This is a genomic window from Paraburkholderia phymatum, assembly GCF_040965635.1.
GTDB lineage: Bacteria > Pseudomonadota > Gammaproteobacteria > Burkholderiales > Burkholderiaceae > Paraburkholderia > Paraburkholderia phymatum_B.
Map to the genome: position 1 here is coordinate 1 of NZ_JBFRCH010000055.1, position 22970 is coordinate 22970.

The window sequence follows — 22970 nt, forward strand, 5'->3', positions numbered from 1 at the left end:
TATATGCGCCGACTGCGGCGCCAACGCCCCACGTCTTGTCCACTTTGGTATCCACCATAATTTGGTGGGTACCAAACTACCCAAAACCTCAATCAGCACGCTAGAACGGCCGCGGCGAGACGCTTACCCAGCTCCGCAGGCGTGCCTGGGATTAGTCTTCCTATGGCGCTAAACCCACAAGGGCTTCCGATCGGCATCGAACTCGATGCGTCCTTTGGGTGCGACCGAGATCTGCTCGCGCTGGCTCGCCGTGTAGAACAGGTCATTGGGCGTGTGCCCGGGCCAGCGGGGTTCCAGGCCGGAGCTGCGAAGGCTGCGTAAATGCGGTAAATGCGGTAAATGCGGTGACACATGGGCGTGTGGCGATTGATAACGCTTCTGATCGGCTTTGCGTCGATCAACCACGTCCATTCATTCGACCGGGGATCACGAAGCTCCTTTCTGTATAGCAACGTCTTCCCGACCTCGGCAACTTGATCGCTACCTCGGGCGGCGATCATTCACCAGTTCCCCGGACATGACGGTCAAAACCAACCGACCTTCAATCTTGCCAGCGCCGATATCAGTCAAGCCCAGATAGATTGAATTGTGACAGCAGTCTGCGTACCGACGACATGATGTGTCGCTTCGCCGGCGAGACCGGGTTGAGTCTCGCCAGAATCGCAGCGGTCACGATTCGATGTCGGCCAGACAGAAACTGCGGCCACACAATCAGCCACTTCACTGAATGCTCTGTTGGGTCGGAGCTTGAGAGGATAGCATCACATTTGGCATAAAATCCTCATCATGTGACCACCCGTCGAGGCCAATGAACCGCCGATCATCTTGAGGTTTGTTCAACCGTTCTGTCGCGGTAAGCGACTTGGGCGAACGATAGCCATATGATCATGGATTGCTTATATCACAAGCAATTCAATTCCCCTGCGGCCGATGGCTTGTTTGCGTTTTCCATCTGTCCCTTGGCGATCGTATGCATGAGTTCAATGTCACTCGACAAGATGCGGGCACAACGAAAAACCTTGAAGCCCAACATGTATCGGGTACGGCGCTTGATCGCCCGATGGTCTTGTCCCTCGATATTGTCGAGACACTTGGCCTGGCGGATTCTGATGGGCGTTTCACGGCGTACAACCATATTGGTCTGGATCCATACCCGCCCCGGAATAGACTCAAAACAGATGCCGAATCCCGATAGCGACGCCAAACTGGTTTCCGCCCGGCACACCGGCAGGCGTCGAGTTCTGCAAACCGAGTGTCGCGAGCCGATTGTTTTTCACATAGCCAACGAAAGAATAGAGTGAAGTCGCGCGTGACAGCGAATAGTTCGCGCCGAGTTTGTACAGGCTCGCGTCCCGATCATTCGTCACGCGGTCGTCCTGACGGATATACGTCGCGCTGATGGTCCAGAATGGCGTTGGAGCATACGAAAATTCAGCGGTGTAGAAGTTGTCGCTGGTGCCGCGCGCCGGGTTCTTGAAATTGGCGAAGTCGAGCATGAACTTGAATGCGTCAAAGCCGTAGTTCGCTCCGATCGTGTATGCGCGTGCTGTCGTTGAATCGACTGCTCCCGTGATGTCGCGGCCGTTGAAGTAGGCCGCAGCGGCCATGAAGTCGCCGATCTTATAGCTTGCCCCGAACGACATCGCGCTCTTCTTCTGAAAATCGCCCGCTGCACCGCCAAACGAATACATCGCCATGCCCTGAAAACCGGCGATTTCGGGACTCATGTATTCGGCCGAGTTGTCGACCCACGAGTACTGATAGCCGGTATAACCCGACAGGTTCTGATAGAGCAGGTTGTTCAGCGAGCCGAAGTTCGAATAGCCTTCGATGTCGAGACGACTCAGGATCCGCAGCAACGGCGAACGGTTCTTGCCCAGCAGTACGTTGCCAAAGGTCTTGCTGCCGATGCCGACAGTCGCGCCGCGATCGAATAATACGTTGCCCGCGCTCGCCGGCTGGCCGCCGTTGATGGATTGGCCGGTGTTGATGCGAAAGGCGCTTTCGAGTTCGAACAGTGCCTGTAGTCCACCGCCGAGATCCTCGCGTCCGGTGAGACCCCAGCGGCTCGTCGAATCGATGCCGCTCGCGACCGACCACGCCGAGCCTCCTCCTGCCGCAGCATGTGTCTTGTAGAGAATGCCGCTGTCGGCGATGCCATAAAGCGTCACTGAACTCTGAGCATGGGCAGCGGATATAGTGCCTCCTGCCAAAGCAAGCGCTGCAAAGCAAAACCTTTTCATTGAAGTCTCCATTACTTGCTGTAGTTATTGGTTTGTTATCGCACGTTGGTACGGCGAGCAGGCGAAACAGCAGAGCCTCGCTCGGCCAGCGAGCGAAACGACAGGCTATGGATTGCGAGTGATTCAGGACCGTGTCAGGCAGACACGATCCATTGACGTGAACGGGCAATGCGTACGACGCGCCCGTCCGCGGAGAAACAATGACGGCTTCGCTCTATGTACGTGTCGCGTGCCGCTTCATGTAGAGCAGGGCCAGCCCCGTTGCGAGCAGCGCGATCGAAATGATCCACGGTACGGTGCTGCGCGGGTCGGCGGCGATGGAGCCGGGCAAGAACGCGAGTCGCACCGGCGCGCCCATGTTCGCATTGAGCGACTGAATCATTTCGATGAGCAGGACGAATCCCGCGCAGGTAGCGAGCGCGCCCAACAACACGGGCAGGGTGCATCGGGCGACGTAAGCCGGTCCTTTTTGCCGCCATGTTTTGGGCGCGATACGCAACAGGTCTGTGAGACCGCCCGTTAGCCCGTAGCGCCATGAGATCGTCACTGTGACGAAGAACACGCCGAGGTACAACGGCCATGCATCGGTGAGCGTAGACAGGTGTGCCGTAGCGAGCGTGATCAGGAGCGCGCCGACCACCGGCCCAAAATACGACGTGTAGCCGCCGACATACGCGTGAAGCATGCCTGCCGTACTCTGGGCGAGACTCAGTGTGTCGAGCGTAACGACCTGAAAGCCCAACGCGTAGAGTGAACCCGCAATGCCCGCGAATCCCGCCGACAGCGTCAACGCGAACCCGCGAATCACAACGGGGTTGAAGCCAACGAAGTCCATCCGCTCCGGATTGTCGCGCGTCGCGTTCATCAGCCGCCCGAGCGGTGTGAACGTCAACGCGTACATTGCGAGCGCCGCGCACCATGCCCATACGGCGATCAACAGGTACACGTTCACAGGCGAGCCGAAATCGATGCCCCATCCAGCCGCATGCGTCGGATCGGTGCGGATGCCTTCGTCGCCGCCCGAGAAGCCGGTCATGATGGTCGCCGCTGAATACGCGAGCTGGCCGACGGCGAGCGAGATCATCGCAAAGATCACTTTGCCGCTGCGCACGGTGAAGAGCGCCACGCACGCGCCGAGAACGAGCGCTGCGATGCCGCCGACCAACGGCACGAGCACGACGGGCACGGACTCGCCGAATGCGTTAAGGCAGTGCGCGGTCGTATAAGCGCCGATGCCGAAGTACAACGCGTGACCGAACGACAACAGGCCGGTGCCACCGAGCAGCATGTTGTACGCCAGCGCAAACGTGATCGCGATGCAGATTTGCGTGAGCACGGAGATCGCGAACGTGCCCGTGAACAGCAACGGCAGCGCGAGCGCCACGACGAGCACGGCGACCCAGTGCAGCGCGCGGCGCGTGCGGTTCGGGCGCGGCGGCAGATAGGCCTCCCAGTGTGACCGCTCGGCAGACGTGGCCTCGCGCAAGGGGGAGTTCCGGCGACGTGCGCCCCTTATCGTCGGCATGTCGAAGTCCATTCTGAATCCATTTAATGACGTTGGCCCATCAGGCCGCGCGGGCGGATGGCCAGCACGACGATCACGATGGCAAAGGGAACGAGTGGTGCAAAACGGCTCAATGGCTGGTTGAGCGCATCGCTAGCTGCGATGCCGTGGATCACGGACCCGAACGGGGCGAGAAGGTCGGTCCACGAAATCTGTGTCGAGACCACGAGCGTTTGCAGCACGCCGATCAGCAGCGACGACACGAAGGCGCCCGCCAGCGAACCGAGCCCGCCCACCACGATCACGATCATCAGGATCGTGCCCAGCTGGTTCGCCATGCCGGGCTCGGTGCCGATCAGATTGCCCGACAGTGCGCCTGCAAGGCCGGCGAGCGCCGCGCCGAGCGCGAAGACATTGGTGCGCAGTTGCGGCAGGTTGTGTCCGAGCGCGTTGACGACGTCGGGGTGTGACAACGACGCCCGCACCGTCGTGCCAATGCGTGTGCGCTTGAGCAGCAGAAAGAGTCCGGCGAGCACGGCGAGCGTCATCGCCAGCGTGAATGCGCGGTATGCCGAGTAGTCGATTCCGTACAGCGAGAACAGCGGGAAGTCGAGCGACGGCGGCACGGCGTACGCGACGGGCTGCTTACCCCACAGCAGGGTGACGGCTTCGACGAACACGATCTCGAGGCCGAACGTCAGCACGAGCGGCCCCAGCAGGCCGAAGCGGATCACGCGCCGCACGAACCAGCGTTCGACGATAGCGCCGAGCAACGCACAGCACAGCGGCGCGGCGACGAGCCCCCACCAGTATCCGAACCCAAGCAACTGCGAGAAGGTGTACGCGAAATACGCACCCAGCATGTAGAACGCCGGGTGCGCAAAGTTCAGGATGCCCAGCATGCTGAAAACGAGCGTCAGTCCTGCTGCCATCAAGAACAGCAGCATTCCGTAGCTGACGCCGTTGAATAAACCCAGGGCCAGAGATTGCATCGCGATCCGTCCTTTCTTGAATGCAGCCGCGCGCTCAGGCACCCGGCGGCCGTTTCATGTTGCAGCCGTCCACCGGCTCGCTCACCTGCGCGGCGGGGAAGGTCTTGATCAGCTTGAATCCCCAGGGCGTGCCGTCCTGCTTGTACTTTGCATCGCTCGTCAGCACCGACAGGTTCAACGGCAGCTGCGCCTGATGGTCGGTGGAGCGCATCGTCGCCTTGTAGTCGCCGATCGACACGGTCGTCTTTTCCATCGCTTTGGCAACCGCGAGCGGCTGGGTGGACTTCGCGTCGCGAATCGCGTCGGTCAGGAACAGGTAGCCGCGATAGATGCGCATGCCTTCGAAGTCGCCATAGCCGCCCGCGCGCGACTGATCCATCAACTGGTCGATGGCGGGGATGTTCATGCTCATGATCGAGTCAGATGCCTGATACACCTTGCCGACGCTTTTCTCGCCGATGCTGGTCACCTGGCCATGCTGCGATGCATAGACCGTGTACCACGGCGCATTCAGGCCGATATCGTTGCCCGCGCGAATCAGACGGCTCAGGTCCGTGCCGATGTTCGCCGTGAAGATTGCGTCGGGATTCGCCGCCTTGATCTTGGCGACGTACGGCGTGAAGTCCTGCACCCTGTTAGGCGGATGCAGTTCGCTGCCGACGATCTGGATATCGGGGCGGAACTGCTTGAGCAGACGCCGGAGCGCAGCGTCGGCGCTCTGACCCATCGAGTAGTCCATGTTGATCAGATACACGCGCTTGACCTTCGGGTCGAGCGACAGCACGGCGGCCTTCATCTTCATGCCGATGTGGCCGTCGGTGCGGAACTGCCAGAACGAGCAGTACTTGCCCGTCATCGCTTCATCGAGGCCGGCCCAGTTGATCAGGATGATCTCTTTGCCGGGATTGCGCGCGTTGTACTTTTCGATCGCGTCGAGCAGCGTCATCGTCACGTTCGCGCCGATGCCTTGCATCACGAAATGCACGTCGTTGCCGATCGCGCGATCGAGGCAGTTCTTGCCGTCTTTCGGGCTGAACTTGTCGTCGCAGAACTCGAGCTCGATCTTCGAGCCGAGGACGCCGCCCGCTGCGTTGTCGCGCTTGACGATGAACTGCAGGTTCTTGGCCGACGATTCCATCGTCGACGATTGCGGCCCCGACATCGGCTCGATCACCATGATCCTGATCGGCGGCGCTGCATGTGCGCTGCCCAGCAGCGCCGCGCCGGCGGTGATCGCGAGGCCGGCGCGCAGCACGTGCCGCACGGCCGCCGTCATGTACTTCATCATCTTGTGCTCCTCACTCACTGATATGTGTTGTGTTTGTCGGCGAACGGCTCGCTGGCTAATCAGACTTCGAGCCATTCCGCCCGCACGCCCGGGTTGTCGTCGAACTCGTCGACCGTCCCGTCGAATACGATCCGGCCGTGTCCCATCACATTGATCCGGTCGCACAGTCCGAGCGCGATGGTCAGTTTCTGCTCGACCAGCAGCACGGCCACGCCGCGTCTCGCGACTTCCTTCAGAAGTTCAGCAACCTGATCGACCATCGAGAGGCTCAAGCCTTCCGTCGGTTCGTCGACGAGCAGCAGCGCGGGCTGGCCCATCAGCGCGCGGCAGATCGTCAGCATCTGCTGCTCGCCTCCGGACAGCGCGCCGCCCGCGACGCTCGCGCGCCGTTTGAGATTCGGGAAGAGTTCGAAGAATTCGTCTTCGGTCCACGGCTTGAAACGTGCGGACGACGGCGTTTTCATGCGGCCCGAATGCGGCAGACCAACCGACAGGTTTTCGCGCACGGTGAGGTCGGGAAAGATCGCCCGGTCTTCCGGCACATAGCCGATTCCGGCGCGGGAGATCTCGTGCGTCCTCGCGCGCTCGAGCGGTACGCCGTTGAAGCTGATCGCACCGCGCGACGGCAACAGCTTCATCACGGCCTTGAGAAACGTCGAACGGCCGGAGCCGTTGCGCCCGAGGAGCCCGACAGTTTCGCCCGCTTCGACGCGCATGCTTGCGCCTTGCAACACCTGGCTCTGCCCATAACCGGCAACGATTCCGGATGCGTTGAAAAGCGGCCCGCAACGTGTGCACGATCCGGCGTTTGACTGTGTGTTCATCGCTTCAATGCCTTTGTGATTGCACGGCGGCTTGAGCCGCGCCCGCCGGCGTGCCCAGATACGCTTCCTGCACCGCGCGGTTCGCGCGGACTTGCGCGGGCGTATCGCACGCGATGATCTCGCCGTACACCAGCACGGAGATCCGGTCGGCGAGCTCGAACACCACATCCATGTCATGTTCGATGATGACCATCGTGCGCGAGCTGTCGGCCTCGCGCAGCCGCAGCAGCAGTTCGATGACGTTGTGGGTTTCGTGCTTGTTCATGCCCGCGGTCGGCTCGTCGAAGAGCAACACCTTCTGGTTGCCCGCAAGCGCGAGTGCTATTTCGAGCGCGCGCTGGTCCGCATACGAGAGCAACGCCGCGGGCTCATTGCGTTTGTCGAGCAGCCCGACTTCGTCGAGGATTTCGAGTGCACGGATATCGGCGGGACCGCCGCGTCGAAGGATGCTTAGGAACGACGGACCATGGCCCGCCGCGCGCAGCGCGCTGACCCGCGCGTTCTCGAACACGGTCATGCGGCCGAACAGGTTGGCCGTCTGGAAACTCCGGCCGAGTCCGCTGCGGCTGATGCGGTTTGCGCCGAAATGCGTCACGTCGATATCGTTCAGATGGATCGTTCCGCTCGATACGAGGTACCGGCCACTCATCAGATGAAACAGCGTCGACTTGCCCGCGCCGTTGGGGCCAATCAACACATGACATTCGCCCTGGCGAATCGACCAGTCCACGCCACGTATGACTTCAGTGGCGCCAAAGGCCTTTTTCACGCCTTCCAGCATGAGCGCCGACTTCGGCGGATGAGCGGCCCCGCTGTGTGTCTCTATCATTTGCACATCCTGAGCATCTCGACTAACTACTGAACCCCTTGTCCAGCCGCACCGCTTTTGTGGCACGACTGTTTGGATCGAAGCAACTTGAATTGTTACAGTGTCAAGTTTGTCAAATGATAGAAGTCGGACTATGCGCTGGCAACCGGTTTCGAATCGGGGATTTCCCTTGGTCGCCGCAAAGCCTTGGAGCATCAGGTTTGCGGGATTTCCGCACTACATAGCAGGCAGTTTTGTTGAAGGCAGGGGGCAACGGAGTAGAATGATGTGAAGGAGGCGTGTGATACCGCGCAACGAACTGCCCTGGGCGTCACATGCAATATCAGGCTTACTGTAAATTTTCCACTGAAAAGATCATGTCCACTACGACATTGACTGACATCGAGCCGACCAAAAAGGTGTCGTGGCACCACGGCAACTTGCGGGAGGAAATGCTGCAACGCGGACTCGCGCTGCTCGAGGTGCGTGGCGCCGCGGATCTGTCGCTGCGCGAAGTCGCGCGTCTGGCCGGCGTGTCGCAAACGGCGCCGACCCATCACTTCGGCGACAAGGAAGGGCTGCTCGCGGCGATCGCCACAGAAGGATTTCATGCGCTGATGAGCGACCGGTTGGCAGCGCTGAAGGACGGCATGACGAAGGAGCGGCGCCTGCGCGTGATCATGCGCGTCTATGTGGAGTTCGCGTTGAAGCGGCCCGAACTGTTCCATCTGATGTTCGGACCGCGCATCGCCGACAAGCAAAAGTATCCGTCGCTAATGGAGGCGAGCGCGGGCTCATTCCAGTTTCTGAGCAACACGATTGCCGAGTTCATGGCCGACCATTCGGAAAGCGGCCGTCCGCCGCGTTTCTCGGCAATTGCGGTGTGGTCGGGCATGCATGGTCTCGCGACCTTGCTCGCCGATCGCGACAGCGGCCTGTGCCAGGTGCCCGACGACATGATCGACGACGTTTGCACAGGCGTGATCAATCTGCTGCTCGGCGGCATGAAGTCGCCGCATGTCGAGGCAGGGGCGCCCGCTGCGCGCGGCAGCTCTCGTAGCAAGAAGTAAGCTTTCCAACCCGGCGCGGTTCGTTCGCCATTTCATGGCGCGCCGCGCTCGCGCGGCACACGCGGCGGTCGACCGCCGCGCCATCTCTCTTTCTTCCTGCCGTTCTTCCCAATTGATCATTCGACGCGCACGGCGTCGTGCAAAACAACGCTGCATCGCTTGTTGACACCCAAACTTGACGCTGTCACAATCAAATCAACCGAGCCTGCGCAGCAGAGCAATCGAATCAGCAATCAGGAGACGCGATGGTCATGGAGTCCGCATACGTGGTCAAAGACGGCGTTGCCGTCGTAAGTTTCGACAACCCGCCCGTCAACAGCCTGTCTGCCGTACAGCGCAAGAAGCTGCACGAACAGATTCTCCATTCGGCAGCTCGTCAAGAGGTGCAGGCGATCGTCGTGACAGGCGGCGAAGGGCCATTCTGCGGCGGCGCCGAAATTCGCGAGTTCAACACGCCCGCGCAGAAGGCAGCGCCGACCATGCCCGAACTGATCGAAGGGCTGGACAAGGTCGACAAGCTACTGATTGCCGCAATCGGTGGCTTCGCATACGGCGCGGGTCTCGAACTCGCGATGGCTTTGCATTATCGCATTGCAAGTGCATATGCACAATTAGGTTTACCCGAGGTCAAATTCGGTTTTCTGCCGGGCGCGGGCGGCACGCAACGTCTACCGCGACTGATGCCGATGGAACATGCTGCGCCGCTGATGCTGAGCGGCGTACCGCTCGGCGCGCAGCAAGCGTTCGACTACGGACTCGTCGATCACCTCTCGCACGGCGAGTTGCTTGAGGACGCTCTGGCCTACGTGCGCCAGCTGATTGCCGCGAGAATGCCGCTGCGCCGCACGAGCGCGCTGCCAGCCCGTATGGCGAGCGCACCACCCGAGCTGTTCGCGACGCTGCGCGCCGATATCAACAAGCGCACGCCAGGGCACAAGGGCAAGCTGTCTATCGTCGATTGCTGCGAGGCGGCGACGACGCTGCCTTTTGAAACAGGTCGCGAATTCGAGCGCGCACGCTTCCTCAAACTGCTCGCGACGCCGGAATCGAAAGCACTGCGCTACAACTTTTTCGCCGAACGCCAGGCCGCGAAAATCGCGGACGTATCGCCCGATGTGCGGCCACGCGAAATCCGCAAAGCGGCCGTGATCGGCGCGGGCACGATGGGCGCGGGAATCGCGATCTGCTTCGCGAGTGCGGGCATTCCCGTTGCGCTCGTCGATGCGCAGAGCGAAGGGCTCGAACGCGGCATGGCAACGATTCGCGGTGTGTTCGACGCACAGGTCGACAAGGGGCGCCTCACACAGGAAGCGCGCGAGCGCACATTGCAGCTCGTCACGCCGACGCTCGATTTTGCGTCAGCCGTCTCCTGCGTCGACGTGATCGTCGAAGCGGTATTCGAGCGGCTCGACCTCAAGCAGCAGATCTTCCGCGATCTCGATCGGCTCGCGCCCAAGGGCGCCATTCTCGCGACCAACACGTCGATGCTCGATATCGACCAGATCGCTGCCGTCACGCAACGCGAGGCCGACGTGATCGGCATGCACTTCTTCTCGCCCGCTCATGTGATGCGCCTGCTCGAAGTGGTGCGCTGCGCGAATACGTCTGACGATGTGCTCGTCACGGTGATGCAGCTTGCCCGCAAGCTGCAAAAGACGGCGGTGCTGTCCCGCGTATGCGATGGCTTCATCGGCAACCGGATGCTGCAGCGCTACTTGCAGCAGTCGCTCTTCCTGCTCGACGAAGGATGCAGCATCGCGCAGATCGATGGGGCGATGGAAAAGTTCGGCATGGCGATGGGGCCGTTCGCGGTCGGCGACCTGAGCGGTCTTGACATCGGCTGGTCGATCCGCAAGCGTCGCTACGTCGAGCAACCCGAGATGGTCTATTCGCGCATCGCGGACCGCATCTGCGAAGCGGGACGCCTCGGCCAGAAGACGGGGAAAGGCTGGTATCGCTACGAGCCGGGCAGCCGAAAACGGCTGCCGGACCCGGAAGCCGATCAGATCCTGCACGCGTATCGCGAGGAAACGGGCGTTGCGCAGCGCGTAGTGAGCGACGACGAAATCGTCGACCGCCTGATGCTCGCGCTCGCCAACGAGGGTGCGCGGATTCTCGACGAAGCGGTCGCGCAGCGCGCGTCGGACATCGACGTTGTCTATGCGACGGGCTACGGCTTCCCGGTCACGAAGGGCGGCCCCATGCACTACGCGAACACGCTTGGACTTGGCGAAGTGCTCGCGCGCATCCGCAAATATCAGCAGGGCTATCAGGGCGGACAGTGGCAGCCGAGCCCGCTGCTCGTGCAGCTGGCCGGGCAGGGCGCGAGCTTCGAGTGAGCACTGCCTGATCCGACGCACAGCATAGGTGCAACACCGAGAGGAACAGCCGTATGACAAGGCGTTATCTGGAAGACCTGCAGGTCGGCGAAACGTGGACGAGCGATACGGTGACGATCGAAGCCGATGATGTGATCGACTTCGGGCGCAAGTTCGATCCGCAGCCGTTTCATACGGACCCGGATGCGGCACGCGCGAGTCCGTTCGGCGGGCTCATCGCGAGCGGCTGGCATCTGGCGGCGCTCGCGATGAAGCTGTGCGTGAAAGCGCGGCTGTTCGGCGAGACGCCGATCGTCGGCGTCGGCGCGGACGAGTTGCGCTGGCTGCAGCCCGTCAGGCCCGGCGATACGGTCCACGTGAAGCGCGAGCTCGTCGAGATTCAAACGATCCCCGACAAGCCGAAGCGCGGCGTCGCGAAAGCGCGTATCGACCTGATCAACCAGCGCGGCGAAGTCGTAATGCGACTCTACGGGCTGACCAGCATTCCGCGTCGTCCGCCAGACGGCGCGCAGTGAGATTTCCCGCATCAATCACGGATAAAAGGCGTGCGCCTCTCACGATGCACGCCTTTGGAACCAGGAGAAAAGCATGAACGACGTCGTGGTGGCCGGCTTTGCGCGCTCGCCATTTCATCCCTCGCGCAAAGGCGCATTGATCGACACCCGTCCCGACGATCTCGCCGCGCAAGTAGTGATCGGCCTGCTCGAACGAACGAAAGTGGATCCGAAGCTGATCGAGGACATCGTGCTCGGCTGCTCGTATCCCGAAGCAGAGCAGGGCTATAACATCGCGCGCATCGTCAGTTTCCGTGCGGGCATCGGCGAGCACGTGCCGGGCGTGACGATCAACCGCTTCTGCGGCTCGTCGATGTCGGCGATCCATTACGCGGCTGGCCAGATCGCACTCGGCATGGGTGACGCCTTCATTTGCGGCGGTGTCGAGTCGATGACACGCGTGCCGCAGGGTGGCTTCAACAAGACGCCGAACCCGACGCTGCTCGAAGAGCACGCCGAGGTCTATACGCCGATGGGCATCACGGCAGAAAACGTCGCGCAACGTTATGAAGTGAGCCGCGCCGCGCAGGAGCAGCTCGCGGTCGTGTCGCATGCAAAGGCGGCTGCCGCGCGCGCTGAAGGCAGGCTTGCCGGCGAAATCGTACCGATCCGCACACCCGCCGGCCTCGTCACCGAAGACGGGTGCATCCGGCCCGGCACTAGCGCGCAAGCGCTCGCGGCGCTCAAGCCGTCGTTTAGCGAGGATGGCAGCGTAACGGCGGGCACCTCGTCGCCGCTGACGGATGGCGCGTCTGCCACGCTCATCTGCAGCGCCGCGTTTGCGCGCGAGCACGGGCTCGTGCCGCTCGCGAGAATCAAGTCGGCGGCTGTCGCGCCCGTCGCGCCGGAACTCATGGGCATCGGGCCGATTCCGGCGTCGCGTAAGGCGCTCGCGCGTGCAGGCATCGACGTCGGCGCACTCGACGTGATCGAAATCAATGAGGCGTTTGCGAGCCAGGCGATCGCGTGCATCCGTGAGCTTGGGCTGGACGAGGCGCGCGTGAACCTCGACGGCGGCGGCCTCGCGATCGGCCATCCGCTGGGCGCGACGGGCGCGCGGCTGGTCGGCAAGGCAGCCGCGCTGCTCCAGCGCACGGGCGGCCGCTATGCGCTCGCGACGCAGTGCATCGGCGGCGGCCAGGGCATTGCAACCGTGCTCGAAGCGATCTGATGCAAGGCGGCGCATTCCGATCGATCATTCATTTGCGCAGCGAAACGTATCAGAGGGGACAATGACATCGAATGTAGTGGAGACAATCGACCGGCCGTTTCGTGAAGTCGGATTTCGCGAGCCGGCGGTCGAGATCGAACGGCGTAATGACGGCACGCTGATCGTCAAGTCGGGCCCGCCGCTGCCGCCGACTCGCTCGTGCACGACCGACTGGCTAGAGCACTGGGCGAGCGTGCGTCCGGCGAGTCCGATGCTTGTGCAGCGCAATCGCGAGGGGGCGTGGGAGTCGTGGAGCGTCAGCGAGGTATGGCGCGCCGTCCGTGCGATCGCCACCGCGCTGCTGTCTCATGGCGCAAGTCAGAGCGCGCCGCTCGTGATCCTGTCGGAGAACTCGAGTGCGCAGGCACTGATGACGTGGGGCGCGCTGTACGCAGGCGTCCCCGTCGCGCCCGTATCGCCGGCCTATTCGCTGATGGGCAGCGACGGCAACTTCAGGCGGCTCACCGACGCAGTATCGCTCGTCAAGCCGCATCTGGTATTCGTCGAAGACGCGCGGCGTTTTGCCGACGCACTCGCTGCGCTCGGCGTGCCGCCCGAACGCGTGATTGCGGTCGAGCACGCGGCGCCCGGCATGCTGCCGTTTGCGTCGCTGGCGAGCACCGCAATCGATCCGGACGTCGAAGCGCGGCATCGCGAACTGCCTGGCAGCCTGCCCGCGAAATACATGTTCACGTCCGGATCGACGGGCATGCCGAAGGCGGTCGTGCAGTCGCGCAGCAATCTCGCCGCCGCGCAGGAAATGGCGGCGCGCGTGTTCGAGAAAGATCCCGACGAACAGCCCGTCTATCTGGAGTGGCTGCCCTGGCATCACGTGATGGGCGGCAATATCGTACTGAACCGGATTCTGCGTTTCGGCGCGACACTGTATATCGATGAGGGCAAGCCGCTTCCGGCTCGCTTCGATCAGACGCTGAAGAATCTGGGCGACGTTGCGCCGTCGCTGTATTTCAACGTGCCCGCAGGGCTCGCGATGCTGGTTGCCGCGCTCGAGCGCGACGAGCGCTTCGCGCGACACTTCTTCTCGCGGCTCAAGTACGTGTACTACGGCGGTGCGGTTCTGTCGCGCGACCTGTACGACCGCTTCCAGCAGCTTGCAGTGCGCACGACGGGCGAGCGTGTGGTGCTGACGTCGGTATTCGGCGCGACCGAGAGTTCCGGTCCTGCCGTCACGCAGTACTGGGCCGTCGACGACGTAGGCTGCATCGGGCTGCCCGTCTCCGATGTCGCGCTGAAACTGCTCGAAGATCCGAATCTGCCCGGCCGGTACGAAATGCGCATCAAGGGGCCGAACATCATCGAGCGATACCTCGATGCCCCTGAGAAGACGGCTGCCGCGTTCGACGAAGAAGGCTTCTACATGCTCGGCGACGCGGTGCGTTTCGTCGATCCCGAGCGTCCCGTTGCAGGGCTGCGCTTTGCGGGCCGCTTCGCCGAGGACTTCAAGCTCGCGAACGGGACCTGGGTGCGAACGGCCGCGCTGCGCACGCGGCTGATCGACGCGTGCAGCCCGCTCGTCAAGGAGGCCGTGATTGCGCACGACGGCGCGGACACGCTCGGTACGCTCGCGTGGCTTGATGTGGGCGCATGCGCGAAGGCGTTGCCGGAACTTGCCGGCATCGGATCCGGCGAACTGGTGCGGCATCCGGTGTTGTTGCAGGAGCTGGAGAAGCGGCTTGCGGCGGTGAATGCGGGGCAGAAGGGCGCGTCGATGCGGATCGAACGGCTGATGCTGCTGGAAGAGCCCCCGTCGATGCAGCACTATGAAGTCACCGACAAAGGCAGCATAAACCAGCGCGCGGTGATCGAGCGGCGCAGGGCACGCGTTGACGAGCTGTTCGCGGCGCCTTGCCAGAAGCATGTGGTGGTTTCGCCATCCTGACGGGTTGGAGTGAGCATTCTCCTTTGACGCTGTACGGTTGTTTTGCGCCTGGTCCCGGGTCGCATGGCTGATGTCATGTGGGCCGGGATTTTTTTTATGGTCCTTTTTTGCGGTCGGTCCGCTTGCGAAAATAGAAGCAAGCAGAAAAGCAAAACAAACAAGCCTGCGCTCCGGAAAGCGCGGGCCTCGCCAGCAGTACAGTGCGAAGCACGCAACCTTCACGCGCCTCGCATCAAACACTCATACCGACCGCGCAAGCCGATCCTTCTCGTTCTGCTCGCGAATCGAGGAGCGCGCCAATTCCCAATCACTATCGGTCCAATCCTTGAAGTGATAGAAGTTGCCGCCCGTGGCCAGCGAATTCGCGCCATCGATCGTTAGCGTCTGACCTGTCAGCCATTCGCAACCGTCGGCCATCAGGAATGTCGCGAGGTTCTGCAGCTCTTCCATCCGTCCTGCGCGGCCCATCGGGCTGCTGCCTTCGGCACGGCCGGCGTCGTCGCGTCCCGGGTACAGACGCTTGCTCATGCCCTCGGTCGGAAAGACCCCCGGCGCAATCGCGTTCAGGCGAATCCGATGACGGCCCCACTCGACAGCTAGCGATTTCGTCATCACGTTGACGCCCGCCTTCGACATCGCCGAAGGCACGACGAATGGGCCGCCGTTCATCACCCATGTGACGAGGATCGACACGACGCTGCCCGGCAGATTGCCCGCGATCCAGCGCTTGCCGACCGATTGCGTGACGTAGAACGTGCCGTGCAGCACGATGTTCGCGATCGCGTCGAAGCCGCGCGACGACAGGTCTTCCGTCCGGCTGACGAAGTTGCCCGCCGCATTGTTGACGAGCCCCGTGAGCGGCCCTTCTTTCCAGATGTCGTCGATCATCTGATCGACGGCTTCGGCGTTGCGGATATCGACGGCGACACTCTTGACGGAGCCGCCGAAGCGGCCCATCAGTTCGTCGGCGGTCTCGCGCAATACGCCATCGCGGCGGCCGCAAATGTACAGGTCCGCGCCGAGTTCGAGGTAGCGCGCGGCGATCTCCTTGCCGAGCCCGGAGCCGCCGCCGGTGATCAGAATGCGCTTGTCCTTCAGCAGGTCGTTTTTGAACATGGTGAGTCCTTTCGTCGGGTAAATGGATGAGTCGTGCGTTTCATGCGCCGGCCGCTGTGGCGGTCCCTGCGTGACTTGTGTCGCGAGGCGCGCAGGCCGCGCCTTCATCGAGCAGTTGCTTTACTTCTTCATGGGAATAGCCGGCCGACAGCAGCACCGCGACGCTGTGCTCGCCAAGGCGCGGTGTCGGCGAGAGCGAAGGTAGCGGCGTGCCGGACCAGGTGGTCGGATTGCCCAGCGTGCGGACGCGTCCCTCGGTCGGATGGAGCGCCTCGCCGATGAAGCCCGTTGCATTCAGGTGTGGATCGTTCAGCAGATCCTCGATTGAATTGACCGCCTGATACGGAATATCGGCCTGGTCGAGCAGCGCTTTCCATTGCGCCGTCGTGCGCGTGCGCATGACGCCGGCGACCCATGCGTACACCTCGCGAATGCGCCGAGAGCGGTTGCGCTGGGTCGAAAAAAGCGGATCGTCGAACAGCTCGGGCTTGCCGATCGACGTCATGAGCGCACGCCAGTGCTTGTCGTTGTAGATCAGCACGCACAGGTAGCCGTCGGCCGTCTGGTATGGCCGCCTATCGGCCGAAAGCAGGCGGTCGTATCCCACTTCGCCTTCACCGGCCTCGCCCGTGCTGACGCGCTCGCCGTGGGCGCCCGGTGCGAACGTGCGGCCCGCCATATGATCGGTCAGCACGAAGTGCGCGACGCTTTCGAACATCGACACCTCTATGTGCTGGCCACAGCCGTTTCGCTCTCGCGCAAACAGCGCAGCGCTGATCGAATAGGCGACGTGCAGTCCCGTGACACGGTCCGCCAGGGAGACAGGCGCGTACATCGGCTGCCCGGTGCCGTACTGCTGCATCAGCCACGGCAGGCCAGTCGCGCCCTGGATCAGGTCGTCGTACGCGGGACGGTCCGCGTAGGGGCCGCGCGCGCTGTAGCCGCATGCCGTCACGTACACCAGCCGGGGATTGACGGCGGCCAGCGCCTCGTAGCCCAGGCCGAGACGATCCATCGCAGCCGGGCGGATATTCGACAACAGTACGTCGGCATCTTTCGCGAGCTTCAGCAGCGCCTGACGCGCCGATGCCTTCTTCAAATCGAGCACGACGCTCTTTTTGCCGCGATTGTTGTGCATGAACACGTGGCCCATCTTCTCGTGCTCTTCGCCGTGCGCGTCGACGCGCATCGAACCTGCTTCGCGCACGTTGTCGCCTTCGGGCGCCTCGATCTTGATCACCTCGGCGCCGAGCCCCGCGAGTGTCAGCGTCGCGAGCGGTCCGAGCACAATGCTCGAAAGGTCCAGGATGCGCACGCCGGCAAGCGGCCCGCATTGAGTTTCAACGGACATCAACAGTCTCCTCCGTGAATGTGGCTGTCATCGGGTACAGGCGGCGGCGCGCGTCAGAACTCATCGACGTGCAGCGTCATCAATGCGGCCGCGCCGCTCATCACTGCCTCGAAGTGGACTTCTGCTGCGGGCAGCAGACGCCTGAAAAAGAACTCGGCCGTGCCGAGCTTGCCGTTGTAGAACGGCGTGAGCTGCGGATGACGCTCGCGGCCCTCGTGCGCCGCGCAAGCCATGCGCAGCCACAGTGCGCCCAACGCGACGAGGCCGAAGAGCTGTAGATAGTCGGTGGCGGCGCCCGCGACATCGAGCTCGTTGCCCGCGTGCCAGGCGCGCAATTTCGCGGTCGCTTCGCGCAGCCTTGCGGCCGCGATACGCTCTTGCGTGGCCATCGATGCAAGGCCTGTGATGGACGTGGCGCGCGCGGCTGTTTGATCGACATCGGCGAGCCACGACTCGAACACGCGTCCATCGTCGAGCCCGATCTTGCGCAGCACGAGATCGAGTGCCTGAATGCCATTCGTGCCTTCGTAGAGCGGTACGATGCGCGCATCGCGATAGAACTGCTCCATACCGTTCTCGTGCAGGTAGCCGTGACCGCCGTGAAGCTGCACACCAAGATCGGTCACTTTCAGCGCACAGTCGCTGAGGAAGCTCTTGAGTACGGGCGTGAGCAACGCAAGCCGGTTTTCGGCGGCTTCGCCTTCGGGGTTGCCTGCATGTGCCGCGCGCACGTCGAGCAGCAGCGCGGCGTCGATATAGAAAGCGCGCATGCCTTCGACGAGCGCTTTCATGGTCAGGAGCGAGCGGCGCACGTCCGGATGATGGATGATGGGATCGCGCCCATCGCTGCCTGCCTGCGACGTTCCTTGTGAAGTGCTTTGTGGTGAGCCGGGCGCTTTCGGCGCGACGCCCTGACGGCGCTCCCTCGCATAGGCGAGCGCGTTCTGATAACTGATCTCCGCGACACCGGCGCTTTGTACCGCAACGCCGACGCGCGAAGAGTTCATCATCGTGAACATCGCGCGCAGGCCGCCGTGCGGCTTGCCGATCAGCCAGCCGCGCGCGCCGTCGAAATTGAGCACGGCCGTGGCCTGTGCGCGGATGCCCATCTTGTGCTCGATTGAGCCTGTATTCGCACGGTTCGGCGTACCGGCTCGCGCATCGGGCAGGTCCTCGGCAAGCCGCTTGGGCACGACGAACAGGCTCAGGCCACGCGTGCCAGCCGGGGCATCGGGCAAGCGCGCAAGCACGAGATGCACGATGTTATCCGTCAGGTCGTGATCGCCGCTCGAAATGAAGATCTTCGTGCCCGTGATCCGGTAGCTTCCATCCGCGTCGGGCTCGGCGCGCGTGCGCAGCCGAGACAGGTCAGAACCGCTGTCGGGTTCGGTCAGACACATGGTGCCCGTCCACGAGCCGTCGACGAGTTTCGGCAGATAAATGAGCTTCAGTTCGTCGCTGCCATGCGCGAGGATCGCGCGATACGCGCCTTGGGACAGACCCGGATACATGCCGAACGACATCGAGCCCGACGCGACGAATTCGCGCACAATCAGCGCGACCGACGGCGGCAGTCCCTGGCCGCCCCATTCCGGCGCTGCCGCAAGAGCCGGCCAACCGTTCTGGCGATAAAGGTCATACGCTTCCCTATAACCCGTGGGCGTCGTGACCATACCGTGATCGAAGTGGCAGCCCTCGCGGTCGCCGGGTAGGTTGATGGGCAGCAGCACATCCTTCACGAATTCGGCGGCGCCGTCGAGCACGGCCATCACGACATCGAGCGTGGCCTCCTCGAAGCCGGGCAGATTGGGTGTGTTCTCGTCATAGCCGAAAACGTCTTCGAGCAGGAAACGGATTTCGCGGATGGGAGCGTCGTAGCCAGGCATATCGTGGACTCGCTAAAAAAGGGCTTGTCGTTCCGGCTCTTCACCTTGTGCGGTGAATCTTCGAGTCGGCAAACTTTAAACTTGACAGTGTTATGTTATCTGCCGATACTTGACTGCGCAAGAGGAGATGAACCTGCAATAACCCGAATGCTCAGGCATGTGGCCGGCACGGGTCGCGCATCGATCAACCGAACGAGGAGGGGGCATTATGCGAAGCCGTGGAACCCATCTTTTCCCGATGATGGATCGGGTCATTTTCGGCCGGCCTGCAGCCGCCACACTGGCGGCCGAAGCGGAGCGGCTGGGGGCGAAGCGCGTTTTTCTGATCGTCAGCCACACGCTGAACACGACCACGCCGGAGATCGGCAAGATCGCCGAAGCGCTGGGCGAGCGCTACGCGGGCGTGTTCGACGGCGTCGCGCAGCACACGACGCGCGAGGGCGCCATGCGGACCACGCGCGCGGCGCGCGAAGCGGGCGCAGACCTGATCGTCGCGATCGGCGGCGGTTCTGTAGTTGACATTGCCAAGATTACGACGCTGTGCCTCGAGCACAACCTCACTGAGGAAGACGGCCTGGATGGATTCGAGGTGCAAGTCGACGATAAAGGGCGGCGCAAGATCGCAAACTTCAAGGGTCCGACGGTGCGGATGATCGCGATCCCTTCGAGCCTGTCCGGCGGGGAGTACAACGCCGGCTGTCTCGTCACCGACACGCGCCGCAAGCTCAAGCAGACCTTCTATCACGCCAGGATGATGCCGCTCGCGATCATTCTCGATCCGCAGCTACTGCGCTACGCGCCGGAGTCTCTATTGCTGGGCTCGGGCACACGCGCGATGGATCACGCGATCGAGGCGCTGTGTTCGCCGCAGGGCAATCCGCTCGTGGACGCGTCCGTGCTGCGCGGGATCGAACTGATGCGAGAGTGGTTGCCGCGCGCGCAACGCAACCGGGATGACATCGAGGCAGCAACGCAATGCCAGGTCGCTTCGTGGCTCTGCTCGTTCGGCCTCCAGGCACGCGTGCCGATGGGCGCGAGTCATGCGATCGGCCACGTGCTCGGCGGCACCTGCGACGTGCCGCATTTCCTGTGCACGCCGGTGATGATGCCCGGCATTCTCGCGTACAACGAGCCTTTCACCGCTGACGCGCAAAAGGCCCTGGCCGCGGCGCTCGGTCAGCCCGATAGGTCTGCTGCGGAGGCGTTCAGGGCGTTTTGCAAATCACTCGGTCTGCCGACCAGCCTTCGGGAAGTGAATGTCGGCGCCGACCAGTTCGATCTGATTGCGCGCAATACGATGACCGAGTTCTTCATCTTCAGCAATCCGCGTCCTGTTCAGGAGCCGGCGGGTGTACTGGAGATTTTGAAGCTGGCCGCGTAACGCGCTAACGCCGGCGGCAGTGCGTGCTTGCTGGCCCAATTGTGTGTCGATTTCCAAAAGGAGTAGTCAAATGGCCGAACAGAGTCCCATTCTGGTCACTGGCGCTGCGGGCCGCGTCGGCGCGGTAGGGCGCACAGTCACTGAATTGCTGTTGAAGCAGGGCAAAGCGGTGCGCGCGATGGTGCGCACGGAAGACGAACGCGCGCAGGCGTTGCGTGATATGGGCGCGCAGGTCGTGGTCGGCGATTTGCTCGATCTCGATTCGATGCACAAAGCGGTTGCCGGCTGCGAGACGATGTATTTCGCCATGTCGGTTTCGGATGCCTATCTGGCTGCGACGATCAATGCGGCCGCGGTGGCGAAGCATCATGGCGTCAAGGCGTTCATCAACATGTCGCAGATGACGCTCTCGCAGATGAGCGTCACGGAGACCACCGCGAGCCCGCAGCACAAGCTCCACTGGCTTGCCGAACAGGCGTTGAACTGGTCGGGCCTGCCCGTCGTCCACGTGCGGCCGACGGTGTTTCTCGAGGGCTTCTTTCTGATGTTCTCGTCGCCTTCGGTCAGGAAGGCGGATCAGATCAGGCTGCCCTTCGGCGACGGCAAGACTTCGCCTGTTGCAGCGGAAGACGTTGCACGCGTGGTTGCCGCGCTGCTCGCCAAACCTCAGCCGCATGTCGGCAAGACCTATCACCTCACCGGACCGCAGTCGGAGAACATGCAGTTCTACGCACAGGAGTATTCGAAAGCGCTCGGCCGCACGATCACCTATCAGGACATTCCCGTCGGTCCGTGGCGGGAGAGTCTGATCGAGCGAGGCTTGCCCATCCACCTGGTGAACCACCTCGCGACGATGGCGGACCTGCATCGCGCGGGACGTTACGACCGGATGTCGGACGATGTGCTTACGCTAACGGGACAAGCACCGCTGAGCGTGCAGGAGTTCGTCAGAAAAAACGCGGCGGCGTTCACTGCGTCGTCGAACCAGACCTGACCTGTCCTTCGACGTCATTGCGGACGCAGCACTGGATGTGCAATGACGTCGCACGCCAATGAAGAGATCGATGGACGGCTCCACTGACCTGCAAGCCGTGCGGCGGTGCGCTGCCGCAACGGCAAATGCCGAAGACGCGTCGCTGTGGCGCTGGTTTTCGGGCTTGGTCGAGGAGCGCCGGATTCGCTGGTGCCTGGCGGACAGCGACTGGCTCATTAGCGTCGATCATCGGCATCTGGCGACATCGTCGAGCTTCGACCCGGCGGTGCGCGAAGCGAAGGTCAGATTGGAAGAAGGGCGCGCAAGCCGTCGATCGTCGCGCCGCGCGGTTTAATCACGCCATCAACTCCCCAACATGAACATCGGAATACCGACTGAAACGCGCGCGTATGAAACACGCGTCGCCGCGACGCCCGAGACAGTCAGGAAGTACGTGTCGCAGGGTCACAGAGTCACCGTACAGATCGGCGCCGGAACGGGAGCCAGTTATCTGGACGATGCCTATTCAGCAGCAGGGGCGGAACTCGTCGATGCGCCGACAGCGTTCGGCGCGGAGATCGTTCTCAAGGTCCAGACGCCCACCGATTCAGAACTGCCGCTTCTTAAACGCGGCGCGGTGCTGATCGGGATGCTCGAGCCTTTTAATACGGAGAATTCATCAAGGCTTGCAGCCGCGGGCATCACCGCCTTCTCGCTGGAAGCCGCGCCGCGCACGACGCGCGCGCAAAGTCTCGACGTACTGTCCTCCCAGGCCAACATCGCGGGCTACAAGGCGGTGCTGCTTGCAGCCGATCTTTATCCGCGCTTCATGCCGATGCTGATGACGGCGGCCGGCACGGTAAAGGCCGCGCGTGTGCTGATTCTCGGCGCGGGCGTTGCGGGTCTGCAGGCGATCGCGACCGCGAAGCGCCTGGGCGCCGTGATCGAAGCGTCGGACGTACGCCCTGCCGTGAAAGAGCAGATCGAATCGCTCGGGGCGAAATTCCTCGACGTGCCTTACGAAACAGATGAGGAACGCGAGGCAGCCGAAGGCGTCGGCGGCTATGCGCGGCCGATGCCGCCTTCGTGGCTCACGCGCCAGTCGGCGCTGGTCCACGAGCGCGCGAAGCAGGCGGACGTCATCATCTCGACCGCACTGATTCCGGGCCGTCCCGCGCCGACGCTGCTTTCCGTCGAAACCGTGCAGGCGATGAAGCCGGGCTCCGTGCTGATCGACCTCGCGGCAGGACGCGGCGCCGAGTACGAAGGCCAGCGCGGCGGCAACTGTCCGCTGACGGAAGCCGACAAGGTCGTCGTCAAGCACGGCGTGACGATCGCGGGCTATACGAACCTCGCGTCGATGGTCGCGTCGGATGCCTCCGCACTGTACGCGCGCAATCTGCTCGACTTCATGAAGCTGATCTTCACGAAGGAAGGCGCGCTCAATATCGATCTCGCGGACGACATCGTCGCGGCCACGCTGCTGGCACGCGACGGCGAAGTCACGCGCAAGGCATAAGAAGGAGACGGG

The 22970-nt window shown here is 62.7% G+C and carries 19 protein-coding genes and 1 pseudogene; 9 read left to right on the forward strand and 11 right to left on the reverse strand.

The window, feature by feature from the left end:
* Positions 1-168: 168 nt before the first annotated feature.
* The 8 genes and pseudogenes from AB4Y32_RS38385 to AB4Y32_RS38420 all read right to left on the reverse strand — a co-directional run bounded on the left by AB4Y32_RS38385 (position 169) and on the right by AB4Y32_RS38420 (position 7680).
* A complete protein-coding gene (locus tag AB4Y32_RS38385; protein WP_368726268.1) occupies positions 169-411 on the reverse strand; it encodes a hypothetical protein in 243 nt (80 codons plus the stop codon).
* 490 nt (positions 412-901) lie between these two features.
* Positions 902-1123: pseudogene (locus AB4Y32_RS38390) on the reverse strand (IS6 family transposase); the annotation flags it as partial.
* Between the two features lie 46 nt (positions 1124-1169).
* Positions 1170-2243: a porin gene (locus tag AB4Y32_RS38395; protein ID WP_368726269.1), complete on the reverse strand. Its 1074-nt coding sequence runs from the start codon at positions 2241-2243 to the stop codon at positions 1170-1172.
* Positions 2244-2457: 214 nt separating this feature from the next.
* A complete protein-coding gene (locus AB4Y32_RS38400; protein ID WP_368726270.1) occupies positions 2458-3729 on the reverse strand; it encodes a branched-chain amino acid ABC transporter permease in 1272 nt (423 codons plus the stop codon).
* 62 nt (positions 3730-3791) lie between these two features.
* On the reverse strand, positions 3792-4739 hold the full coding sequence (locus tag AB4Y32_RS38405; RefSeq protein ID WP_368726271.1) for a branched-chain amino acid ABC transporter permease: 948 nt from the start codon (positions 4737-4739) through the stop codon (positions 3792-3794).
* Positions 4740-4773: 34 nt separating this feature from the next.
* Positions 4774-6027 (reverse strand): branched-chain amino acid ABC transporter substrate-binding protein, encoded by a 1254-nt coding sequence (locus AB4Y32_RS38410; RefSeq protein ID WP_368726272.1) that lies wholly within the window; start codon positions 6025-6027, stop codon positions 4774-4776.
* 59 nt (positions 6028-6086) lie between these two features.
* A complete protein-coding gene (locus AB4Y32_RS38415) occupies positions 6087-6851 on the reverse strand; it encodes an ABC transporter ATP-binding protein (RefSeq protein WP_368726273.1) in 765 nt (254 codons plus the stop codon).
* 4 nt (positions 6852-6855) lie between these two features.
* Positions 6856-7680, reverse strand: a complete 825-nt coding sequence (locus AB4Y32_RS38420) for an ABC transporter ATP-binding protein (RefSeq protein ID WP_368726274.1) — start codon at positions 7678-7680, stop codon at positions 6856-6858.
* A gap of 356 nt (positions 7681-8036) precedes the next feature.
* On the opposite strand from AB4Y32_RS38420, the gene AB4Y32_RS38425 reads away from it, so the two are divergent.
* The 5 genes from AB4Y32_RS38425 (at position 8037) to AB4Y32_RS38445 (ending at position 14732) form a co-directional block, all read left to right on the forward strand.
* Entirely contained in the window at positions 8037-8729 is a 693-nt protein-coding gene (locus AB4Y32_RS38425; RefSeq protein ID WP_368726275.1) for a TetR/AcrR family transcriptional regulator, read from the forward strand.
* 251 nt (positions 8730-8980) lie between these two features.
* On the forward strand, positions 8981-11068 hold the full coding sequence (locus AB4Y32_RS38430) for a 3-hydroxyacyl-CoA dehydrogenase NAD-binding domain-containing protein (protein WP_368726276.1): 2088 nt from the start codon (positions 8981-8983) through the stop codon (positions 11066-11068).
* 53 nt (positions 11069-11121) lie between these two features.
* Complete coding sequence (locus tag AB4Y32_RS38435; RefSeq protein ID WP_368726277.1) at positions 11122-11583, forward strand: MaoC family dehydratase; 462 nt, start codon at positions 11122-11124, stop codon at positions 11581-11583.
* Positions 11584-11656: 73 nt separating this feature from the next.
* Positions 11657-12793, forward strand: a complete 1137-nt coding sequence (locus tag AB4Y32_RS38440) for an acetyl-CoA C-acyltransferase (RefSeq protein WP_368726278.1) — start codon at positions 11657-11659, stop codon at positions 12791-12793.
* A gap of 61 nt (positions 12794-12854) precedes the next feature.
* Positions 12855-14732: an AMP-binding protein gene (locus tag AB4Y32_RS38445; RefSeq protein WP_368726279.1), complete on the forward strand. Its 1878-nt coding sequence runs from the start codon at positions 12855-12857 to the stop codon at positions 14730-14732.
* 240 nt (positions 14733-14972) lie between these two features.
* Here AB4Y32_RS38445 and AB4Y32_RS38450 read toward each other — a convergent pair whose 3' ends face one another.
* The 3 genes from AB4Y32_RS38450 to AB4Y32_RS38460 are packed head-to-tail and all read right to left on the reverse strand — an operon-like array spanning position 14973 to position 19085.
* A complete protein-coding gene (locus AB4Y32_RS38450) occupies positions 14973-15848 on the reverse strand; it encodes an SDR family oxidoreductase (protein WP_368726280.1) in 876 nt (291 codons plus the stop codon).
* A gap of 40 nt (positions 15849-15888) precedes the next feature.
* Complete coding sequence (locus tag AB4Y32_RS38455) at positions 15889-17199, reverse strand: CaiB/BaiF CoA transferase family protein (protein ID WP_368726281.1); 1311 nt, start codon at positions 17197-17199, stop codon at positions 15889-15891.
* Positions 17200-17252: 53 nt separating this feature from the next.
* Positions 17253-19085: an acyl-CoA dehydrogenase C-terminal domain-containing protein gene (locus tag AB4Y32_RS38460; RefSeq protein ID WP_368726282.1), complete on the reverse strand. Its 1833-nt coding sequence runs from the start codon at positions 19083-19085 to the stop codon at positions 17253-17255.
* Positions 19086-19293: 208 nt separating this feature from the next.
* Here AB4Y32_RS38460 and AB4Y32_RS38465 point away from each other — a divergent pair, with 208 nt between their 5' ends.
* The 4 genes from AB4Y32_RS38465 to AB4Y32_RS38480 all read left to right on the forward strand — a co-directional run bounded on the left by AB4Y32_RS38465 (position 19294) and on the right by AB4Y32_RS38480 (position 22958).
* On the forward strand, positions 19294-20466 hold the full coding sequence (locus AB4Y32_RS38465; protein WP_368726283.1) for an iron-containing alcohol dehydrogenase: 1173 nt from the start codon (positions 19294-19296) through the stop codon (positions 20464-20466).
* A 70-nt stretch (positions 20467-20536) separates the two neighbouring features.
* On the forward strand, positions 20537-21460 hold the full coding sequence (locus AB4Y32_RS38470; protein ID WP_368726284.1) for an NmrA family NAD(P)-binding protein: 924 nt from the start codon (positions 20537-20539) through the stop codon (positions 21458-21460).
* A 70-nt stretch (positions 21461-21530) separates the two neighbouring features.
* On the forward strand, positions 21531-21794 hold the full coding sequence (locus tag AB4Y32_RS38475; protein WP_368726285.1) for a hypothetical protein: 264 nt from the start codon (positions 21531-21533) through the stop codon (positions 21792-21794).
* A 21-nt stretch (positions 21795-21815) separates the two neighbouring features.
* Positions 21816-22958 (forward strand): Re/Si-specific NAD(P)(+) transhydrogenase subunit alpha, encoded by a 1143-nt coding sequence (locus tag AB4Y32_RS38480; RefSeq protein ID WP_368726286.1) that lies wholly within the window; start codon positions 21816-21818, stop codon positions 22956-22958.
* The last annotated feature ends 12 nt before the right edge of the window (positions 22959-22970 follow it).